Here is a 19,876-nt window from a genome sequence, read left to right as displayed (position 1 = left end):
GGGCTCAAAAAAATCAAAGTGTGAGAAGAGGCGCGTATGTGCCTCTTGCCGTAGTTCGCAAGCGATGTATTATTGTCGCTAAGTAAATGCAGGCCGAGTTTTTAGGCGGGTAGGGTTGAAACAGATGGCGTTTCGGCGTAATTTTACAGTGCTAGAGATTTATGAGCATGTAAATTTTGAGGTCTGCGAAAGCGTAGAAAAATGTCGCGAAATGCTTGCAGTGCTAGCAACGATATAAGACGCGGCGCTATGCTAATCCGCGATCTGTGGGGCACATGGTTTCAAGCGTATAAAATTCTTATCGATACCGTAATGCTAGGCTACAAATGCATGGAATTTTAGCGCATACGGGCGTCCCGTTGCCTGGTTCGGTAAATTTGCACGGCAAAGATTGCGATCTGGGCAGCCATTGCACGCCGCATAGCAGCAGATGACGTAGCGAGCGGATTTTATCTACGCACATAGTATTCAAGCATCATGGTGGACTAGTATTTCTATATGCGTTTATTTAAAGTATTACAATGCTTTTAAAAAATTTAATGAAATTTTCTATAAGTTATGGCTTGCCGATAAGACTTCCTATCTTCTCGTAAATTTGTTTTAAACGGTCTATCGGCATATTTTCTATTATCTTTTCCGATATTGATACGCTAGGTATTTCGCCGTTATTTCTATTTAATGTATTGCTTGGATTAAATTCTGCGCTTTCGAGCATAATTTTTTGAAGCTTATACTTAATTTCGTCATTTTCTTGATTTTCTATTTCATGTTTATAGGCTATATATGTCGTATTTAATGCCTCTTTGTGGGCATATTCATTGGCCAACCTTTTGTATTCACTAATTTGTTTAGTTGAATAATAGCTGAAAAAGCCACTAAATATCCAAAGCGGCAAGGCCCTTAAAAAACTTATGTAAGAAAAATTTTCATTAAAGCTTAAATAAAAGTAACCGCCAAAAAGCAAGATAAAAATTATAGTTGAACCTACAAAAGTACAATTCCAAAATGTTATACTTCTTTTTATCTTATTTTTCTCATCTTGGTAAGCTTTTGCTAGACCAATACTCGCGGCACTTGGCATTAAATCCTCTATTAGCCCTTTCTTTTCTTTATATAATTCAGAAAATTTTTGCTCGTATGCTTTTGATAGGTCTTGTAAATTTTGTTCCAAGTCCTTTAAGTGTTCTTTTAATGGCTTTTTGTTGTCTAACCCATTAAAAATTTCATCGTAATATTCATTTAATTCGTCAAGCTGCTCTTGACTATCTTCTATTTGATTGCAAGCTTCTTCCAGCTTTGTTATTAAGCCTTTTGATAGGTTGTCTCCCGTTTCGGTACCATAGAATCTTCTATAATCTACTCCCAGTTTATTGGCCAATTCTTTCGCATTTTGGATTTCTTTCAAAGCAGAGCTTGAGTTTCTTTTTCCCTCTCCATTTTCTATATCAAAAATTTTATAATAAACTTCATTTATATGTTTTTGGCTTAATTCTATATCCTTTCTTATTTCATATATTGAATCAGAGTTTTCGTCACCATTATAGATTTGAGTTATTTGATCACAGTTTTGCAAAGCCGTTTCCAAACTATTGTCTTCTAATTTTTGTAAAAATTTATCCAATATATTTACTGATTTTTCATCTTTTATGGCTTTTATGAATTTATGAAAAAGAGCCTTTGGTTCTTCCTGAGATTCCGACATTCCATTCCTCTCCTAAATTTTTTGTTAGGTCGTATTTTAAATCATAAATACTAAAAATTAGCTTGTCCGTTTCATTGCAAGAATATCTTATTGTATCCTAAGCTAAGGGCACACATTAGTTGCTTCCCATATTTGATTATACTGTGTAAATTTACACAGACACTCTCGAAAATTTTATACAAAATTCACGCATGACTCGTGTAGAATTTCATAGAATTTGCGCGTCTAGCTCTCCTTCAAAAGCTTAGTTAGCGCCGTGCCGCTTTCGTCGTGTTTGCGGATATTTTTATAAATTTTATTGAAATAAATTTCTAAAAATTCCTGATCGTCGATTTTCTCTTCGCCCTTTTTCGGCACGATCTTTCGGTACTCGCCGCTGCTTTGCAGCTCGAATGCGAGCTCATTGTCGCTTAGCTGAAGCTTTAAAATTTCTTTGAGCTTATTTTGCAAATTTTCGTTGTAGATCGGGCTCATCAGCTCCAGCCTGCGTTCTAAATTTCGCGGCATCCAATCCGCGCTCGCGATGTATAGGCTGGGCTGCGCGTGCGCGAAGTAAAAAATTCTAGCGTGCTCCAGGTATTTGCCGACGATCGAGATCACGCGGATGTTTTCGCTAACGCCCTTAAGCGCCGGACGCAAGCAGCAGATGCCGCGCACGATGAGATCGATCTTTACGCCCGCGGCGCTTGCTTTATACAGCGCCTTGATCATATCGCCGTCAACAAGAGCGTTCATCTTGGCGATGATCCTGCCGGCAGAGCCTTTTTTCTCCTCGTTTTTTATCATCGCCAGGAGTCGCTCTTTGATCTGCATCGGCGACATAGCGAGGTTGTCAAGTTTGCGGTTTTTGTTGTAGCCCGAGAGGATGTGGAAGAAATTCGTCGTGTCCTTATCGAAGCGGTCGCCGCAGGTAAAAAAGCTCACATCGGTGTAAATTTTAGCGCTAGAGCCGTTGTAGTTGCCCGTGCCTAAGTGGATATAAAATTTTAACTTGCCTTCCTCTTTTTTGATGATCTGAGTTACCTTGGCGTGGACTTTAAAGCCCGTGATACCGTAGATGACGTGCGCGCCGGCGTCTTCGAGCGCCTTCGCCCAGTGCAGGTTATTTTCTTCATCAAACCTCGCCTTAAGCTCGACCATCACCGTCACCTGCTTGCCGTCGCTTGCGGCCTCGATCAGGCTCTGGACGATTGGGGAGTTTTTCTCCACGCGATACAGCGTCATACGGATCGAGATGACTTTCGGATCCTTTGCGGCCTCTTTGATGAGCTTTTGTACGGGATCAAAGCTCTCGTAAGGATGGATCAGCAGGATATCCTCCTTCTCCATCGCGCTCATAACGGAGGTGTTTTCGTTAAAGGGGGGCAGCGTCTTTGGCAGATACTGAGGATGGGCTAGAAAGGAAAAATCCTTATTGGAAGCGATCTCCCAAAGCCCGTCCAGCGTAAGCGGCACGGCGCATTCATATATATCTTTGTAAAAAATTTTAAGATGAGAATTTAGAAATTCCAGCAGTTCGGCATCGGCGTCCTTTTCGATCTGAAGCCGTACGAAAGCCCCCTTGCGGCGCAGCTTAAGCCCCGCTTCCAGGATCATCATAAAATCGTCCGCTTCCTCCTCCTCGATCACGATATCTGCGTTTCGCGTGACGCGGAAAGCTGCGGAGCTGATGAGCTTGTAGCCGGGGAAAATTTCCTCCGCGTGGCGCTTTACGATGGTGCCGATCGGCACGTAGGTATTTTGCGCCACCTGCACGAAGCGCGGGATCACGCGTGGAATTCTAATCATCCCGAAATGCACCGACTCGGGCGCGCCCTCGTCGCAGAGCTTGACTGCGAGGGAGAAGCTGAGATTGTTTAGATGTGGGAAAGGATGGGTCGCATCCACTGCGATCGGGACGATTACTGGCATTATCTGCGAGAAGAAAAACTCGTCCGCCACCGGCTTTAGCTCGGGCTGCAACTCGTCGTAGCTTTTGATAAAAAGCCCGTTTTTGCAAAGCTCTTTTTGGATGCCGAAATACTGCTGCTCAAGCTCGGTTTGTTCGTTTCTTAGATAGGAGCGGATTGCACGCAGCTGCTCAAGAGGCGTCATCTCATCGTCCCCGCTGGTTATAACGCCGGCAGTAAAAAGCTGCTTCAAGCCCGCCACGCGGATCATATAAAACTCGTCTAAATTAGTGCTGTAAATCGCTAGAAATTTTAATTTTTCAATTAGCGGAATATCCTTTTTGCATTGTTCTAGCACGCGTGTATTGAAGCGTAGCCAGCTTAGCTCGCGGTTTATAAAATTATTTTGTGTTTGCATAAAAACTCCTTTTTGAATATTAATTCTAAGATTATAGCCCAATTAAGATTAAATTTTAAAGTCCGAATTTCATGAGCTTGCAAGTGGGGTAATTTAGTATTTAAAATTCTGCCCTAATTCCCTATTTTTCCTAAATCCTTGCACATTTGCGTGTCACCATCCTCGCAACCTAGCTTTAAATATCGCCTCAAATATAAAATTTGCTCTTCCTCCTCCTCGCTCATATCGAGTACCCATTTGCACGCCTCCTTTACATTACCCCTGTCGCAAGCCTTCTTGCAAAAATTTTTGCCTTTATTTTTATCTACTTTAGCCCACAACAGCAGCCCGTAAGCGTAGCACGAAGGGTAATACTCTCCGTTGCAGCCGATTTCATAAAATTTCATAACCTCGTTTATATCTTTGTCCTCTTTGTTTAACGATGTGGCAAAGTGCCCGCATCCTGCGGGATTTCCTGCATCGCAGGATTTTTTAAAATACTCTTTTGCCGCAAGCTCATCCTTTTTTACGCCCTCGCCGTAAAAATATAAAAGCCCGTAATCGTCGCAAAATTTCGCGTCTAGCTCGCAAGCTCTTTCGTAATATGTCTTGATTTTCGCGTGTTTTTCGTCCAAAGAAGTAAGCGAATACGCTTGTCCCATAAAAATGCAGCCTTTGGCATATCCCAAACTGCATGATTTTTCAAAAAATTCCAATGCCAAACCATCGTTTTTTCGTGCGCAAGATCTATTATTTAGAATTAAAGCCGCCAAATAGCATGCTTCGCCGTCGCCGCTACTGCATTTCTTAAAATTTAAATCGTAAGTATCGCATGCAGGCACCCCTAGAGAATAAATTTCGCTTACGCTCTCAGCCTTTAAAAACAGAACCGACGCGAGTATAAAAAATAGCGCTTTCATGTTCGCTCCTACATACGATATAAATTTAAATCAGAAAGCGACGTAAATTTTATCTCTTTGCTAGCGGCTGCACTTTGATTACGCTCTGCCGCGGTTTGCGTTATTAAAGGCGCCAAAATTGCGGGATAAAATTCTTTCATTATCGCTCTTTGCACCTCTTTGGATTTGCCATCTTTTACTCCTTAGTTGAATTTGCGTCGTATTTATCGCTTATTTCCCAAAAGGCTTTTTTCGCGCACTTTACAGGATCGTGTTCCTCCTCATCTCGTAAGCAGTTTTCCAAAGCCACCTTCAGCGCGCAAGATTTTAGTTTAAATATTCTTTCTTTTTCTAGATGCTCTGAATATTTTTCGCAAGCTATAGCGTAGTTATGTGCCGCTCTTTTGACATTGCCTCTTATTGCAATATCATGTATACCGAGGTTAAAACAAGAGGCTGCAATACCTGCCTTACAAGATTTTTCTAAAGGCACAAAAGCCGCTTCACGCATACCGAGCTCTAAACCCATAACATAGCCCAAATCATCGCATTTTTCCATATTACCGCTATCGCATTTTTTAGATAAAATTTCTATTAGCTTAGTGCATGAGCTATATTTGCCGTTTCCTTTATTGCATTCATTATAAAGATTTTGTTCCTCTGCCGTAGATTTGGCTGATAATGGATACGACAATATCATAATCAATAAGAATAAAATACCGATACTTCTCATTTCAGCTCCTCTACAGTTCTTTTTAAAAGAGCCTTGCCCTTTATTATCGGATTGCATTCTTTATCTTCTAGGCAGCCCTTTAATTCCTCATTCATTCTACAAAAAAGCTCACTATTCTTCAGCTTGCTATCGCATACTTTTTCAAAACTCCTAATTGCTCTTTGTATATTGCCGTTAAATTCTATATCTTCCCAACCTAGCCCCATACAATATTCGATAAGGTTAGCATCGCACAGCTTAATCAGATATTTCATAGCTTCCTCTTCCCTAAACAAAGATTGTAAAAAATCACTCTGTATAGTACATGAGCGCATATCGCCGTTCTCGCACTCTTTAGATAAAATTTCAACGAGTTTATTACACGAACCGTATTTTCCGTCACCGTAATCGCAGGATTTAAAAAGCGTCCTTTGCTCTTCGTTATTAAAATCCTCTAACTTTATCAAGCTTGTCAAATGCGATTTTGCCGCAGCAGGGATGGCTGTTAATGCCGCTATAAACGTAAATAACGAAATTTTAAGATAGAATTTTTTCATTAGCACTCCTTATTTTAAGCGACGATTATATTTAAAAATTTTTAGCTGCTTCTTAAAATTTAAGAGGCGCGGCGGTGTGATAAGTGTGTCGTAATCCCACCGCCTGCACTTGGATTAAATTTTAAAATTCCGCCGTACGCTGCGCATATAAATTACGCAATCTGCTGCCAAATTTTACTCGCAACCGATTTAAATCGCGCAGGTGCGGCAAAGCAAGCAAAGCGGAATAGAATTTTATAAAATTCCTCACTCGCGGCGCTGTTTATTGCGCATCTGCTACGCTATTCGTTTTGTGTCGCTTCTTTTTATTGCCGCTAGTTTCGCTGCTGTTTCGCATCTGCCGAACTGCCTACCGAACCACCCATTTTGATGCACGACACTCGCGCCCTACTTCCCGTCTAAATTTAAAATTTCACTCGAAATTTCATCTATCGTCGCGTTGAAATCCTGCGCCAGCGCGCGCTTTAGTTCCTCTTTCGCCGCCATCATATCGCGCACGATCGCAGCTTCAAACTCCTCTCGGTTCAGCGCCTCGTCGCCCTTGGCAAACGCAAAATCCAGCCCAAACCACGTAGCCACGGCAAACGCAGGCACGCACACCACCGCGCCCGGACCGCACACGAGCCCCGCACTACCGCTTGTCGCGCTGGCGCCCGCCTTGGTAATGGTCTTCGCGCCCGTCTTGGCCGCAGTTTTAGCGAGGCTCTTGCTTATCAGCTTTGCGCCCAGCACGCCGCCCAGCGCCCCTAGCCCCGTCCCGCTCGCGCGATACGCCTTGCTTTTTAGGCTGAAGCTCTGCGTAACGTTGAGATCGACTTTCGCGCCGTATTTTTTGAGCGTAAAATTTAGCGAACTCTCATAATTCTTGACGTTTGCCGCAGCGATTCTAGCGATATTTTCGCCAAAATCTTTCGGGAAGCTTTCGCTCACGAAGAGCGCAAATTTCTCATTCAGATACGCCCCCGCGTCATCGTCCCACACGCCGTGCCACAGCACCAGATAATCGCTCAAAAACGAGTAATTGAAATCCGCCATTTTCTGCGCGCTAAGCCTCGCGCCCTCGTCGTAAACGGCGTCGATGTAGCTATTTAGCGCGGATGCGGCGTTTGCTTCCGCGGCGAAGCGCGTGGCGTTCAGCTCGCCTCTTAGAACGTCCGCCTCGCGCGCGCTTAAGATCAGCCGCTCGCCGCTTTGCAGCACGATCTGCACGCTCGTCTCAACCGCGCTTTTAGGATGTGCGCCCTCCGCTCCGCCGCCTGCCGCGCGCGTTTGCGCAGCGCAGATCAAACACAGCGTGATGTATGCAAGCGCAAATATCGTGCCGCTAAAGCGCCCTATTTTGGGCGCGGACGTGGCTCGCGGCATAAAAAGCACGAAGGCGCAAAGATGCAAAATCGCGCAGTAAAAGAGGAAATCTCCCGCGCAGATCAGAAACAAAAGAGCGATTTTTAGCGAGCTAGGGCTCTGCGACAGCGCCAGATCAAACAGCGCGTTTTTGTAAAATTTCAAAGCGTAAATTTCATTTAGCAGAGCGGATCTGAAGTGCGCTTGCGGCGCGGTAGATTTTAAAATTTCAAAAATTTCGGCTACCGATGCGGGGCTTGCCGCGGAATTTTTGACTGAACTGTCTGCGGCTATACTCGGCGCAGAGGGATTTTGGGCTAAATTTTGCGCTGCGATGGGGCTAGCCGTAGAATTTTTAGCGTTGATTTGCGATATAGCGACGGGAACTGCCTTAGAATTTTCAGCCGAGGCATGCACTGCTCTGACGGAGCCCGCTTTAAAATTTGCGGCCGAAGCGGTAGGATTTTTGGCAGCGCCCGGCGCGGGCTTGACGGTATTATCCGTCTCGGAATTTCGCACAACTATAGCGGCGTTGTTCGCAGCGGAATTTTTAGCGGATTTGGCGGCATTATCTGTTGCAAAATTTCCGACGGGCGCGGAAGCGTCGTTTGTCGCGAAATTTCCCATGGATGCGGCGGTGCTGGTGGGCGGAGTAAAATTTATCGCGGAATTTTTAGAGCGCGCGGTAGTATCTGCGCCGTCTGCAAACCGCAAATAGGCTAAATTTATAGCGAAATTTACCGCTACGGCGAGCGCGGCGAGCAGCAAAATGCTAAGTTTGAGCGATAAAATTCTGGGATTTTTAATCTCTTTTAGACTGAGCTTCAACACCGCCAGGCGCATCAGAGCAAGAGCTGCAGGCAGTGCCGCGAGCGTCACGAATAGCTCCGCGCCGCGCAGATCCGCTAGACCTAGCGCCAAAGTGGCGCTTAAAAGGATCGCGCCCGCGCAGGCAAAAACCCCGCTTATCAGCCTGCCTCTAAAAATTTTAATCAAAGTCCCGCCGCTGCGAAATAGCGCCGCGTTGGCGCGCTGCTTCGCCTCGTAAAAAAAGCTAAATAGCACCCGAAATAGCGCATAAGCCCAAAACGCCGCCAGCGCGCAAAAGCCCGCATCACTGAAATCCTGCGCGTAAAGCGCAAAGCAAAAAACGCTAACGATCAGCGCTAGCCTAAGCGCTATTTCACAGATCCAGCGGCGCGTCGTCGTCATCGAGCCTGTTTGCCTCATTGATCTTTGGAATGCCCATCTCTTCGATATTTAAAGGCGGCGCGGGTTTAAATTTCGCCTCGTCCTCTTCTTGCGCTTCAAAAGGCAGTTCATCGCCCTCGCCTCTTTCAAAATTTGGAACATCCATTCGCTGCGCACTCCCCGCGCTTTGCGATACGCCTTTTGCATCTTGCCGCGCGCCTTTTGTGCCCCGCGATGTGTCTTTTACGCCTCGTGGAGTACCCGCTAAATTTTTATGCGCATTTGTTTCGGGCGCGACGATGCCAGCTATTGCATCATCTAAATTTTGCTCCCCAAATTCTTGCTTCTGTGATACGTGCTGCGCCTCTGCCAGGTCATGCCCTGCGCTAAATTTAGACTCGCCGTCTATCTCCTCGCCGTCCTGCCCTCTGCTTTGGCCGAAGCTAGGCATCTCGTCAAAATCGATATTTACCCTGGAATTTCGAGCACCAGCAGAGCTTTCATTTAAGCTTACGCCACTATTTTGCGCTTCGTTAAAACTCTCCGCGCCGTTAAAGCTTTGCGCTAAATTCTGTTGCAAATTCTGCGCCGCATCGGGATGCTGCCCAACAAGCTCCTCAAAGCCCTGATCTTGCAGCTGCGAGACGTAGTCGAGATTGTCGTTTTCATTAAAGATCGCGCTCTCGCTAGGCTCGCCGCCGAAGCTCGTATCGACAAAGCGGGTAAATCTGCCCTGAAAGCCCACCTCGATCGTCCTGCCCGCCTCGCCCGAGCGGTTTTTGCCGACGATGATTTCGGCTTTTTCCTGATAGTCGTTGCGCCTAAACACGGGCTCGCCCGCGTCCTTGCCCTCGGCCTCCAGCCGCGAAATACGCTCGCGCTCCATCTGCTCTTTATAAACCTCGTCGCGATAGACGAAAAGTATGATGTCGGCGTCCTGCTCGATCGCGCCGCTTTCGCGCAGATCGCTTAACATCGGGCGTTTGTTCGAGCGCGCCTCAAGCGAGCGGTTTAGCTGCGATAGCGCGATGATCGGGATGTTTAGCTCGCGCGCCAAAAGCTTGAGCCCGCGCGAAATTTCGGCGATTTGCAGATGGCGCTCGGAGTAGTTGCTCGTGCTTGTCATAAGTCCGATATAATCGATCACGCAGAGCTCGATGTTGGCGTCTATGGATTTGAGTTTACGCAGCTGGGTGCGGACTTGGTGGATGTTCACGTAGCCGCTGTCATAGACGAAAAGCGGCATATTCAGCACCGCGTCGCAAGCGTCGTTGAAACGCGTCCAGTCGTCGTCGCTGAGCTTGGCGCTCATTATGTCGCTTAGTGGGATCGAGCTAAGAGCGCTTAGTATGCGATACATCAGCTGCACGGAGGGCATCTCGAGCGAGAAAAATACGACGCCCTTACCGCTTTGCAGCGTTTTCATCATCAAATTTAGCGCAAAAGCAGTCTTTCCCATACCGGGGCGGGCGGCAATGATGATAAGCTCGCCGGGCTTCAGCCCCTTCGTGCAGTCGTTTAGGAAGCGAAAGCCGGTATCCAGCCCCACGAGCTCCGAGCCAGCGAGCGCCTTTTGGCGTTTCAGCTCCTCTACCACGTCAGCGATGATCTCGTGCGATTTTTTGATGCCGCCGTGGCGCTCCTCGTCGATGAGCTCGTAAATTTTGGAGCTGATTTTATCGGCGGTGTCCTTGCTACGCACGGCTTCGTTTACCATCGAAGGGATCTCGTGCGCGACCTTGATTAGCGAGCGTTTGATCGATTTTTCGCGCAGCTCGAGCGCGTATTTTGGGGCATCGACCACGCCGCTGGTGGCTACAACCTCGGTAAATGCGCCATCGTCGTAGCGCTCGGCTAGCCATTTTTTAACGAAGCTCGGCGCGATCGGCTCGTTGTGCGAGGAGCATTTGACGATCGCCTCATAGATGTCGGCGTGCGGCTTATAGAAAAAATCGCCGACCGAAATTATCTCGCTCAGCTCGCCGTATGCGTCCTCGTTTTGCAAAAGCGAGCTTAAAATCGCGCGCTCCATATCCAGATCGTATAAATTTGCAGGCACATTCTGCTTCGTTGCCATCGCTTCCCCTCGTTTCGCGCGCTTTTGCGCGTCTAAATTTTAAGCTCTATAAAATCGTAAATTTAATCCGTAGCCCCGGTTCGGCGCTTTTGAAAACCGATGCGACTTTAAACGCTCGTCGCGATCTTGGAACTATCGCGGCTTTGAGCGCTTAGTGCTTCCGCAAAGCTTGCGAAGCTCGGAGCCTTGCAACCCAAAACCTCGCTAGATCAAACAGCTTGCGATCTTGAAAGCTCGAACGCTTTTGAAACTTAACGCTACCAAAAGCCGCGCAATTTTAAGCCGCTACGCTCTTATGCCGCATATACCGCGGCGACTTTAAGGCTACACCAAAGGCTACGGCAGCGGATTTAAAATTTTGAAATTTCATAGAGCTTGAAATTTCGCTAGGGCTTAGAATTTTTTAAAATTTTAAGCCCGCCCATTAAAATTTGGCGCCTCGAGCTCGGGCGCCAAATTTCATGCCCGCTCCGTAGCGAGTGAATGTTGCCAAATTTAAACCGAACATCGCGACTTGAAATTTCTCAAGCGCCTTAGATAACGAGCCGAAGCCGCGGCATCTAAATTTAACATTCGCCCGCTGTTTGCCTTGGAAGGACGTTTATCACGGCGGTCGAAAGCATTTGAATTTAACATTCGCCTGCTGTTTCGCAAAACAGCACGTCTATCGCGCTAAATCGCGCCGAATTTACGCGGCTCGTCTAAGCGCAGGAGCCCGCACGGTTGTCGTGAGCGTGAGCGCATTAAATTAACGCGGCTGGTCTTGAACGTAGAATTTTAAAATTCTACGCAGCCGAGCCCTACGGTTTAAAATTTTGCGCCTTAAAATTTCACACTGCAAATTCTGCGCTATAAAATTTCACTTCAAATCGCGAGATTGAAATTTTAAAACGAAATTTCAAGGCAAAATTTTGGAGCCGAAATTTTAGCCCAAATTTCAAAGCAAAACTTTAACTAAAAAATTCGCACGAAATTTCAGGGCTAAAATCTTAAATCCGAAATTTCAAATCAAAATTCCAAAGCGCATTTTCCAAAGACCAAAATTTAAAAACACCGCCTAAGGATGAAATTTTAAAATTTCAAGGCGCCGCCTCAAAGCGCAAATTTCAAAATCTCACACTAAAACGAGCCGCACCGATGAGCCCAAGCGCGCCTTAAAACGCCGAGCAAACTACAACTAACCCAAGCGCGCCAAAATTCAGAGCCGAGCCGCCCAAGAGCCACGAATCATAGCGACATTTAAGCTGCTAAGCGCCCCATAGCTCTCACGCTCCTTCGCGAGCCCGCACCTCGTCCTCGACCTCTTGCAAAAACCGCTCCACGAGCTTGCTCTCCTCGAGTTTGGCGACCACTTCGCCGTGGCGCATCACGATGCCGCGCCCGTTACCGAACGCGATCGCCACGTCCGCGCCCTTCGCCTCGCCGATCGCATTTACGACGCAGCCCATGACGCTGATATTTAGCGGCGTTTTGATATGCGCGGTTTTTTCTTCGACGATTTTGATCGCGCTTAGCAGATCGCTTTGCAAACGCCCGCAGGTAGGGCAAGAGATGATATTGACGCCGCTTTTTTGCACGCCCGCGTCCTGCAGGATCGCGCGCGCGACGCGGATCTCCTCCTCAAGCTCGCCCGTGATGCTCACGCGCATCGTATCGCCGATCCCCTCCATCAGAAGCGTACCAAGCGCGATCGCGCTCTTGATGCTCGCGTGAAATTTCGTCCCCGCCTCAGTCACGCCCAGATGAAAAGGATACTCGCATAGCGGGCGCAGCGCGCGATACGCAGCCACAGTACTCGGCGCGTCCGAAGTCTTAAGCGAGATCGCAATGTCGCTAAAGTCCTCATCTTCAAGCAGCGCGGCGTTATACAGCGCGCTTTGTACCATCGCCTCCACGCTGCGGCCGTATTTTTGCTCAAACTGCTCCTCCAAAGAGCCCAAATTTACGCCGATGCGGATAGGTAGGCTGCGAGCTTTACACGCGCGCACGACCTCTTTGATACGGTCCCTGCCGCCGATATTGCCGGGATTGATGCGGATAGCATCGACAAACTCCGCAACCTGTAGCGCTAAGCGAAAATTAAAATGAATGTCCGCTACGATGGGAAGCGGCGAGCTTCTTTTGATACGTGCGAGCGCATCCGCGTCCTGCTTATCGAGCACGGCACAGCGCACGATGTCGCAGCCGGCGAAATACAGGCGGTTAATCTGCTCTAGCGTGCCCTCCACGTCCTTGGTCTTAGAAAAGCTCATCGACTGCACGGAGATGGGCGCGCCGCCGCCGATTTTGACGGAGCCGACGGAGATTTGGCGGGTCGGATAGCGATTTTTCAAATTTAAGCCTTTAGAATTTTTTGCGCTATTTTATTCAAAACGGGGTTAAAATTTAATAATTCGCACTCGCCACCCGCCGTATAATTTCACCCGCTAAATTTTGCTTTCGCGCTTGCAAAAAATTTCATTTCGTCGCGAAATTTGAGCGAATAGAGTACTATAAAATTCCGCCATCCAATAAAATTCTAAAAATTCCTACGACAAATGAAACTCTACAAAATTTGATGGCAAGTAAAATTTAATAAACCACACAGCCAAGCAAAATGCCGCAAACTTGGCAGGCAAGCGAAGTCCTACAATGTAAAATTACGAAATTAAGCTTTTGAAATTTCGGCGAAATTTTAACCGCAGTATCGTCGCAGTGCCCGCTCGCGCAAAACTAGTGCAGTCTGGTTTATCCTAGCAGCGTGGCATGCAGCCGTGAAATTTCAAAGCGCATGGATGAAATATGAAAATTTTATTTTTAATTGCAGCAGTAGGGCATTTTTCGCACGGCGGCAAAGCTGAAAAAACGTCAGCCGTTCTTGTTTTTTGCAATGCAAGCGCCGTTCTTACAGAGGCAGCAAAATTAACCCGCCTACGCATATAAATTGCGCCGGCGTGCCGCCTAGGCTAGCGCACTAGCTCCATATTCACCTTGACCCTGCTCATCTTGTCCTGCAGCATATCCATCACCGACTCATTGCGCGACGAAGCGTCATCCGTCGGGGCTTCGTGCTGCTGCCACTTGCTTTTCGGCGCGGCGGGGCCCCACTGCGACGAAAATATTAGTCCGTGCTTTTTCTCAGTCTCAGGCGCAGGCTCATAAGGCTGTGGAGCGGGCTTCGCCCAACGCTCATCATAACGCATCGCAGCACCTTGTCCTAGCGCATTACTCCGCTCCGGCGAAGACATCTTACCAAGCGCGCTACCGCCAGAGCGCCCTATCACACGGCTAGAGCGAGCAGATGTGGGAAGATAGGGCACGCGGGCATTTTGACGAGCCGTATACTTCGTGGCGCTCGAATGAGATGCAGCTGTATGCCCCATAGCGCCAGAACGAGTTGCACTATAGACGCGGAGAGCTTGCGGCTGTGCAATTCGAGCCGTCGTTAATTTGCGAGCTCGTGCGTCTACGGTTTTGCCGGTCTGCTCATCCGCGCCTCCGTGAGTTTGCGCGCTTACGCTTCTCCGCATATCTGCGCCTCTGTAAGTTTGCTCCGTATCGCGGGCGTTTGGCACCTCATCCTCATAGATGCGGGTCTTTGGCAAACGCATCAGCGTCGCGACTAGGCTCTTGCTAGCTCCATTCTGACTGCCTGATTGACTAGCCGGGCGCCTAGGTGCTTTATTTCTCGCAGAATGCGATGCAAAATTTTGCCCGGGATTTTTAGTAAAATTTTTCGCACTTTTTTGCGTTAAATTTTTAGCGAAATTCCTAGACGCACGCGTATTTTTTGTGAGCTTGGAATTTGAAAGACTTTTAGCATTTGCAGGTTTTTTAGCATGCGGCTCGGTAGAGGATCTTGCCGCTATATTTTTACTCGAATGATCTTTGGCTCGCAAATTTTGAGATGAAATTTTAGATTTACGGTTTTGCAACGCGGCGGGCGATTTATGGTTTTGCTGCGCAGCAAAAACGCTAGAGAAGCTCGTCAAAATGAACGCAATTAAAAAAATACGAGCTAAATTTTTCATCGTTTTCCTTTCCATGGATTTTAGGCGAAATTTAGCAAAGCTTAGATTAAGCCGCGTTAAATTTAATGAGTGAGGCTATGAAATTTCAGCTCTAATTCCAAGCCGTATCGTCAAACAAAAAGCTAAGCTTTAAAAATTCCGCAGCTAGGATTCTGTTTGGCAATAGAATTTTATCACACTAAAAATATGACGCCACGAAAAAATTTTATCTTGTAAGCGTTTAGGTGAGATAGCTGAAAATTTTAAAGTTTTAGAATTCTGCGCTTAAATTTTGAGTGGCAAGTCAGAATTTAAGGAAAAAAGCAAGCTCAAATAAAGTTTTTAAATTTAAAGGATAATGCGGCAAAACCGTAAATTTGCGGTGAGATACGAAATTTATAAGATCATGCAGTGACTAAAAATCACACCGCTTAATCGCTAATTCATAATAAATCGCCGCGCCTTAGACATATCCAAAACGCGGCACATCTCATTTTACGGCGCATAGCAAAAATATCGCCGCGCATAAAGCATTTCGCGGCACTGTAAAAATCTCGCAGCGCCGTTTCAATGGCATGGGAGCGCCGAATGACGCTCCTATGGGGCTACATCATTCCGCCCATGCCGCCCATGCCGCCCATATCAGGCATTGGAGGCATTGCAGGTTTTTCCTCTTTGATCTCGCTAACGGTCGCTTCGGTCGTTAGAAGCAGGCTTGCGACGGAGACCGCGTTTTGAAGCGCAATACGCTCAACCTTGACTGGATCGATGATACCTGCCTCAAACATATTGACGTACTCGCCGTTTGCGGCGTTGAAGCCAAATTTTTTGTCTGAGCCCTGCTCGACCTTATTTGCTACGACACCCGCGTCAAATCCCGCATTCTCTGCGATCTGGCGAAGTGGAGCGAAAAGCGCGCGCTTAACGATGTCCGCACCGATAAGCTCGTCGCCGCTTAGAGCTAGCTTTACGCTAAGTCCAGCTCTGATTAGCGCAGCGCCGCCGCCGATTACGATACCCTCGTCTACGGCTGCTTTAGTTGCGTTTAGAGCGTCGTCCACGCGGTCTTTTTTCTCTTTCATCTCGGTTTCGGTCGCAGCGCCCACCTTGATAACCGCAACGCCACCGCTAAGCTTAGCCATGCGCTCTTGAAGCTTCTCTTTGTCGTAATCGCTCGTAGTCTCTGCAATTTGAGCTTTGATCTGCAAAACGCGCGCGTCGATATCTTTTTTCTTGCCTGCGCCGCCTACGATAGTGGTGTTATCTTTATCGATCACGATGCGCTCGGCTTGTCCGAGATCGGCCATAGAAGCGCTTTCTAGCGTTCTGCCAAGCTCCTCGCTGATAACGGTGCCGCCCGTTAAAATCGCGATATCTTCAAGCATCGCCTTTCTACGATCGCCAAATCCAGGGGCTTTGACCGCGGAGATGTTTAGCACGCCGCGAAGTTTATTTACGACTAAAGTCGCAAGCGCCTCGCCCTCGATATCCTCGGCGATGATTAGAAGCGGTTTGCCGCTTTTTTGAACCTGCTCCAAAACCGGAAGTAGGTCTTTTAAATTTGTAATTTTTTTGTCAAATAGAAGCACTAGCGGCGAGCTTAGCTCGACTAACATTTTCTCGGCATTTGTAATGAAATATGGGCTTAGATAGCCGCGGTCAAACTGCATTCCCTCGACTACGTTTAACTCATCGTTAATAGATTTTGCCTCTTCTACCGTGATAACGCCGTCCTTGCCGACTCTTTCCATAGCGTCTGCGATCAGATCGCCCACCGCGCTGTCGTTATTAGCAGAGATCGTAGCAACCTGAGCGATCTCTTTTTTGCCACTTACTTTTTTAGAGGATTTTTTTAGCTCCTCAATAACCGCAGCGCTAAATTTATCCATACCGCGCTTAACTTCGATCGGATTTGCGCCCGCAGTTACGTTGCGTAGGCCTTCTTTAAAGATCGCGTGAGCTAGCACGGTTGCTGTAGTAGTGCCGTCGCCTGCTTGATCGTTGGTTTTACTCGCTACTTCGCGCACCAAAGAAGCGCCCATATTCTCTAGCGTATCTTTTAGCTCAATCTCTTTAGCGACGGTTACGCCGTCTTTTGTGATCGCCGGAGCGCCGAAGCTCTTTTGGATTAAGACATTGCGACCGCGAGGTCCCATCGTAACTTTTACAGCGTCGTTTAACTTCCTAACGCCCGCGTAAAGCTTGTTTCTTGCGTCGTCTGAAAAAATAATCTCTTTTGCCATTTTCAATCCTTTTTATTTAATTATGCCTAAAACGTCTTCTAAATTTAAGATAAGAAATTTCTTATCATCTAAGCTAATCTCGCTGCCTGCGTATTTTGCAAACGCTACGGTATCGCCATTTTTGACACCTTCACATTCGCTGCCGACGGCTACGATTTTGCCGGTCGAAGGCTTCTCTTTTGAAGCATTGTCGGGGATGATGATGCCCGAAGCGGTCTTTTTTGTTTCCTCCTCGCGCTCTATTAGAACGCGCTTGCCAAGTGGTTGAAATTTCATTTCAGTCCTTTCTTTGATTTGTGATTTCTAAAATTGGCACTCAATGTGTTTGAGTGCTAAGATTATATGCAAAATTTAAAATCTTGTCAATAGTTTATGAAAAATTTTTATAAAACTTTAGTGATTTAAACTCAAGTATTGAGATTTCAAACGTTAAATTTTAAGGGCTATAATACCCTCAAATTTTAAATTTTTAAGGGGACGAAATGAAAATTTTCGGCATAATCGCAGGAATTTTAATCCTGCTTATAGTAGGCGCAGGCTGCCTATTTTTCAGCGATTTTGGCAACAATCTCACCAAGCCTTACGTAGAAAATTTGATCAAAGAAAAAAGCGGACTTGACGTGAAACTTGAGAAATTCGATCTAAATTTCGGCGATCTGGACATCAGCGCCAACGTAAATGACGCTGCGAGCGTAAACGTAAAGGGCAAATACTCGCTTTTTGCGCGCTCTTTCGATCTTAGCTACGACGCAAACGCGCACGATTTAGCCAAGCTCGGCATAAAAACGAGCGAAGGGCTGAGCCTTAAGGGGCAAATTTTGGGTGATCTTGACAAATTCGGCATCAACGGCAGCGGGCGGATTTTTGATAGCAACGTAAAATTTTTAGCAAATTTAAAAGACCTTAGTCCGCTTGATCTGCAAATCGACGCTAAAGCTCTAAACGTCGAAAAAGCCCTTGCCGTGGCCTCTCTGCCGATCTACGCTAAAGGAAATATCGACATTCTCTCGGACATCAAGGCCGGAAGCGGCGGCGCAGAGGGCAACGCGAGCGTCAAGAGTTCAAATTTGATCCTAAACGAATCTGCGTTTAAAGATATGAATATCTCCATCCCAAAGGGCGTGCAGATCACGCTAAACTCGGACATCACGGCGCAAAGTGATATCCTGCGAGCAGCAAGCAAGATCGATTCGACGCTAGGCAAGATCAGCGCCGAAAAGTCGGAATTTGATCTGAAAAACAAAACTTTAAATTCCGATTTTAATCTAAATTTACCCGATCTAGCGAAGCTCGAAAGCCTTATTGGGCGTAAAATTTCAGGCGACGTTAAAGCAAATGGAAATTTAAAGACCGATTTTTCTACGCTTGAGCTTTCAAACTCGCAAATTTCAGCGTTTAAAGACGCGCTTAAAGCGGATGCGGAGGCCAAATTTGACCTGAAAAACAAAAACGGCGAGCTGTCCGCAAAGCTAAACGCAAACGATCTGGCTGCGCTGCAAAACGTCCTGGGAGTGAAGCTGCAGGGCAAGGCAAACGGCGAGCTTAGCGCGGCTCTAGCGCAGAACGAACTTAAAAATCTAAGCTTAAATCTAAACGCGATGGGCGGCAACCTGAATGCGAGCGGAAATTTGAGCGATCTAAAGCTTAAGGCGAGTAATCTAAATCTAGCCGTCCTTTCGGCTCTGTTTTACGGCAACGCGATCGGAGAGGGCACGATAAACGGCGATGCGAAGTTAAGCTTAAAGGACGGCATTAACGGCACGGCGCAAATTTCGCTTGCTAACGGCGTGATTTTTAAGAAATTTTTAGACGGCGTGACGGGCAAGAACTTCCCGAACGATCTAAAAGCGGACGCGCAGGCGCAGACAAATATCAAAAACTCAGTCGCGACCTTTAGCGCAAGCGCAAACTCCGATCTGGCGCAGCTTCAGAGCTTAAACGGCACCTACGAGCTCAAAAACAAAGCGCTTAAGGCAAACTACGCGCTGCTGATCCCGAGTCTGCAGCGACTAGAATTTTTCTTAAATCGCAGACTAAACGGCAAGATTGCCGCGACCGGCGAGCTTTCGCATGACGGCAAGAGCCTGTTTGCGACCATAAATTCCAAAGTCGCGGGCGGCGAGCTAAACGGACAGATCGCGGGCGATGAAGCGAACTTCAAACTTCAAAATTTTATCGTAAAAGAGCTTACGACGCTTCTAAATATCGATCACGTTTACGACGGCACGGGTAATGCAAATCTTACGTATAATACAAACTCGCACAGCGGAAAATTCGACGCGATCATCAATAACGGTCGCCTTCCTAGCGGCGGATTGATCGATAAAATCGGCAAAATTTTAGGCCGCGATCTAGGCGGTGAGGTCTATAACGACGCCAAAGTAAACGGCACGATCAAGCAAAATTTGATAAATTTTAACGCCGATATGAGCGCGCAAAAAAGTAAGCTAAACGTAACGGGCGGCACGCTGGATAGCAAAACGGGCGCGATTTCGGTACCGGTTAAGGCAAACATCGAAAAAACCGATCTTGAAATAAACATCACCGGCACGATCAAAAATCCAAAATACGACGTGCGGTCGGACTACCTCAAGGGCAAGCTCGACAAGCAGATCGGCAAGGGTATCGACAAGCTTTTCGGCGTGAAAAAGGACGATAATAGCAGCAAAAACGACGCGAAAAAGGAAAAATCTGACGCGATTAAAGGGCTGATAAATGGGCTATTTTAGCCCATCCGCTCCCATTTGGCGCTTAAAATTTATGGATACTGCTAAACGAGCGCGAAATTTAAAATTTTAAAATTTTGAAACCTCGAGCAGTTTAAATTTTAAAATTTAGCGCTAGCCGGCGCAGACAAAGCTGCAAAATTTCAAAAC

The 19,876-nt window shown here is 46.9% G+C and carries 14 protein-coding genes; 3 read left to right on the top strand and 11 right to left on the bottom strand.

The features are described 5' to 3' along the window. Positions 1-201 precede the first annotated feature (201 nt). Positions 202-342 carry a hypothetical protein gene (locus tag Q0144_RS03860; protein ID WP_298061894.1) on the top strand — a complete coding sequence of 47 codons (141 nt, stop codon included), beginning with the start codon at positions 202-204 and terminating at the stop codon, positions 340-342. Positions 343-556: 214 nt separating this feature from the next. Here Q0144_RS03860 and Q0144_RS03855 read toward each other — a convergent pair whose 3' ends face one another. The 8 genes from Q0144_RS03855 to ispG all read right to left on the bottom strand — a co-directional run bounded on the left by Q0144_RS03855 (position 557) and on the right by ispG (position 13,101). Then, positions 557-1,702, bottom strand: a complete 1,146-nt coding sequence (locus tag Q0144_RS03855) for a hypothetical protein (protein ID WP_298061892.1) — start codon at positions 1,700-1,702, stop codon at positions 557-559. Positions 1,703-1,927: 225 nt separating this feature from the next. Beyond that, the gene (locus Q0144_RS03850) at positions 1,928-4,009 is read right to left on the bottom strand and encodes an RNA degradosome polyphosphate kinase (protein ID WP_298061890.1); all 2,082 of its coding nucleotides are present in this window, start codon (positions 4,007-4,009) and stop codon (positions 1,928-1,930) included. A 113-nt stretch (positions 4,010-4,122) separates the two neighbouring features. After that, the gene (locus Q0144_RS03845) at positions 4,123-4,908 is read right to left on the bottom strand and encodes a hypothetical protein (protein ID WP_298061889.1); all 786 of its coding nucleotides are present in this window, start codon (positions 4,906-4,908) and stop codon (positions 4,123-4,125) included. A gap of 175 nt (positions 4,909-5,083) precedes the next feature. After that, positions 5,084-5,620: a hypothetical protein gene (locus Q0144_RS03840; RefSeq protein ID WP_298061887.1), complete on the bottom strand. Its 537-nt coding sequence runs from the start codon at positions 5,618-5,620 to the stop codon at positions 5,084-5,086. Further along, on the bottom strand, positions 5,617-6,156 hold the full coding sequence (locus Q0144_RS03835; RefSeq protein WP_298061886.1) for a hypothetical protein: 540 nt from the start codon (positions 6,154-6,156) through the stop codon (positions 5,617-5,619). Before Q0144_RS03835 ends, Q0144_RS03840 begins: the two co-directional genes overlap by 4 nt. Before the next feature lie 387 nt (positions 6,157-6,543). After that, positions 6,544-8,712: a hypothetical protein gene (locus Q0144_RS03830; RefSeq protein ID WP_298061884.1), complete on the bottom strand. Its 2,169-nt coding sequence runs from the start codon at positions 8,710-8,712 to the stop codon at positions 6,544-6,546. After that, entirely contained in the window at positions 8,684-10,768 is a 2,085-nt protein-coding gene (locus tag Q0144_RS03825; RefSeq protein WP_298061882.1) for a replicative DNA helicase, read from the bottom strand. Before Q0144_RS03825 ends, Q0144_RS03830 begins: the two co-directional genes overlap by 29 nt. Positions 10,769-12,033: 1,265 nt before the next feature. After that, complete coding sequence (gene ispG / locus Q0144_RS03820; RefSeq protein WP_298061880.1) at positions 12,034-13,101, bottom strand: flavodoxin-dependent (E)-4-hydroxy-3-methylbut-2-enyl-diphosphate synthase; 1,068 nt, start codon at positions 13,099-13,101, stop codon at positions 12,034-12,036. Positions 13,102-13,549: 448 nt separating this feature from the next. On the opposite strand from ispG, the gene Q0144_RS03815 reads away from it, so the two are divergent. After that, positions 13,550-13,690 carry a hypothetical protein gene (locus Q0144_RS03815; protein ID WP_298061878.1) on the top strand — a complete coding sequence of 47 codons (141 nt, stop codon included), beginning with the start codon at positions 13,550-13,552 and terminating at the stop codon, positions 13,688-13,690. A gap of 23 nt (positions 13,691-13,713) precedes the next feature. On the opposite strand, the gene Q0144_RS03810 is transcribed toward Q0144_RS03815, so the two are convergent. From Q0144_RS03810 to groES, 3 genes are all read right to left on the bottom strand, one after another. Then, positions 13,714-14,778: a hypothetical protein gene (locus Q0144_RS03810; protein ID WP_298061876.1), complete on the bottom strand. Its 1,065-nt coding sequence runs from the start codon at positions 14,776-14,778 to the stop codon at positions 13,714-13,716. A gap of 584 nt (positions 14,779-15,362) precedes the next feature. Next, positions 15,363-17,000, bottom strand: coding sequence for a chaperonin GroEL (groL, locus tag Q0144_RS03805; protein WP_005871709.1), 1,638 nt, complete (start codon positions 16,998-17,000; stop codon positions 15,363-15,365). Positions 17,001-17,012: 12 nt separating this feature from the next. After that, entirely contained in the window at positions 17,013-17,276 is a 264-nt protein-coding gene (groES, locus tag Q0144_RS03800) for a co-chaperone GroES (protein WP_295151472.1), read from the bottom strand. Positions 17,277-17,482: 206 nt separating this feature from the next. On the opposite strand from groES, the gene Q0144_RS03795 reads away from it, so the two are divergent. Further along, a complete protein-coding gene (locus Q0144_RS03795; RefSeq protein WP_298061872.1) occupies positions 17,483-19,729 on the top strand; it encodes a hypothetical protein in 2,247 nt (748 codons plus the stop codon). Positions 19,730-19,876 lie beyond the last annotated feature (147 nt).

Source organism: uncultured Campylobacter sp. (genome assembly GCF_938045345.1).
Lineage (GTDB): Bacteria > Campylobacterota > Campylobacteria > Campylobacterales > Campylobacteraceae > Campylobacter_B.
This window is presented reverse-complemented; position numbering and strand designations above follow the sequence as displayed.

What these genes read in the sequence shown, in the direction of transcription:
- groES (WP_295151472.1), bottom strand. Translation starts at nt 17,276, where the DNA reads ATGAAATTTCAACCACTTGGCAAGCGCGTTCTAATAGAGCGCGAGGAG.
- Q0144_RS03855 (WP_298061892.1), bottom strand. Translation starts at nt 1,702, where the DNA reads ATGTCGGAATCTCAGGAAGAACCAAAGGCTCTTTTTCATAAATTCATA.
- Q0144_RS03810 (WP_298061876.1), bottom strand. Translation starts at nt 14,778, where the DNA reads ATGAAAAATTTAGCTCGTATTTTTTTAATTGCGTTCATTTTGACGAGC.
- Q0144_RS03860 (WP_298061894.1), top strand. Translation starts at nt 202, where the DNA reads ATGTCGCGAAATGCTTGCAGTGCTAGCAACGATATAAGACGCGGCGCT.
- Q0144_RS03825 (WP_298061882.1), bottom strand. Translation starts at nt 10,768, where the DNA reads ATGGCAACGAAGCAGAATGTGCCTGCAAATTTATACGATCTGGATATG.
- Q0144_RS03830 (WP_298061884.1), bottom strand. Translation starts at nt 8,712, where the DNA reads ATGACGACGACGCGCCGCTGGATCTGTGAAATAGCGCTTAGGCTAGCG.
- Q0144_RS03840 (WP_298061887.1), bottom strand. Translation starts at nt 5,620, where the DNA reads ATGAGAAGTATCGGTATTTTATTCTTATTGATTATGATATTGTCGTAT.
- Q0144_RS03795 (WP_298061872.1), top strand. Translation starts at nt 17,483, where the DNA reads ATGAAAATTTTCGGCATAATCGCAGGAATTTTAATCCTGCTTATAGTA.
- Q0144_RS03835 (WP_298061886.1), bottom strand. Translation starts at nt 6,156, where the DNA reads ATGAAAAAATTCTATCTTAAAATTTCGTTATTTACGTTTATAGCGGCA.
- groL (WP_005871709.1), bottom strand. Translation starts at nt 17,000, where the DNA reads ATGGCAAAAGAGATTATTTTTTCAGACGACGCAAGAAACAAGCTTTAC.
- Q0144_RS03815 (WP_298061878.1), top strand. Translation starts at nt 13,550, where the DNA reads ATGAAAATTTTATTTTTAATTGCAGCAGTAGGGCATTTTTCGCACGGC.
- Q0144_RS03845 (WP_298061889.1), bottom strand. Translation starts at nt 4,908, where the DNA reads ATGAAAGCGCTATTTTTTATACTCGCGTCGGTTCTGTTTTTAAAGGCT.
- Q0144_RS03850 (WP_298061890.1), bottom strand. Translation starts at nt 4,009, where the DNA reads ATGCAAACACAAAATAATTTTATAAACCGCGAGCTAAGCTGGCTACGC.